The following is a 252-nucleotide window of genomic DNA, read 5'->3' on the forward strand; positions in this document are numbered from 1 at the left end:
TGTCCGGGCCGCCCTGGCCGCTGCCCGGGAACGTGACCCCGACGAGCACCCGGCTCGCAGCACGGCCGAGGCCGACCGACGGTTCCCCGGTGCCGAGCTCACCCGCTGGATCCACGCCCGCGACCGCACCTGCCGCTTCCCCATGTGCACCCGCCCCGCCGTGGCCTGCCAGATCGACCACACCCGAGACCACACCCACGGCGGCCCGACCCAGGCCGACAACCTCGGCGCCCTCTCCCTCGGACACCACCT

Annotated in this window: 1 pseudogene; it reads left to right on the top strand. The window is 75.4% G+C overall.

Features of this window, described 5'->3' with window-relative positions:
• Positions 1-252: pseudogene (locus WCD74_RS29885) on the top strand (hypothetical protein); the annotation flags it as partial.

It is taken from the genome of Actinomycetospora aurantiaca (genome assembly GCF_037401875.1).
Lineage (GTDB): Bacteria > Actinomycetota > Actinomycetes > Mycobacteriales > Pseudonocardiaceae > Actinomycetospora > Actinomycetospora aurantiaca.